1 protein-coding gene is annotated in these 338 nt (G+C 70.4%); it reads left to right on the top strand.

Annotated elements, in window-relative coordinates; all coding sequences use genetic code 11:
* On the top strand, positions 1-338 hold a 338-nt coding region (locus KVT32_RS29270; protein ID WP_217619337.1), incomplete at both ends, for a hypothetical protein.

Raw genomic sequence — 338 nt, 5'->3', positions numbered from 1 at the left:
AGCTGGCGCCGGGGTTCAATGCGCACGACGCCGATGCGCTGAACGTGCCGCGTGAAGTGTCGATCGCGGTCAACGCCCGCACCCGTGCGCTGCTGCGCGCCGTGATGGAAGGCGTGCTGTCGCTGCCGCAGGGCGCCGACGGCATGACCGAACTGTCCACGCTGTACGCCGACGGCGACCAGCTGCGCCAGCTGATGCCGTCGAAGTCGGAAGCCGACGGTTACGCCGGCCTGAGCAAGAACTTCGTCGGCGCCTGGAAGGCGGTCGAGGCCATCGAGTCGCTGGCCACCTTCCTGTTCGCGGCGGTCTCGGTGCAGCGCCCGGGCCGGACGCCAGCG

The organism is Achromobacter sp. GbtcB20 (assembly GCF_019091095.1).
Taxonomy (GTDB): Bacteria; Pseudomonadota; Gammaproteobacteria; order Burkholderiales; family Burkholderiaceae_B; genus Achromobacter; species Achromobacter mucicolens.
The sequence above is the reverse complement of the archived record's forward strand: the minus strand, read 5'-3'. Positions and strand labels throughout refer to the sequence as shown.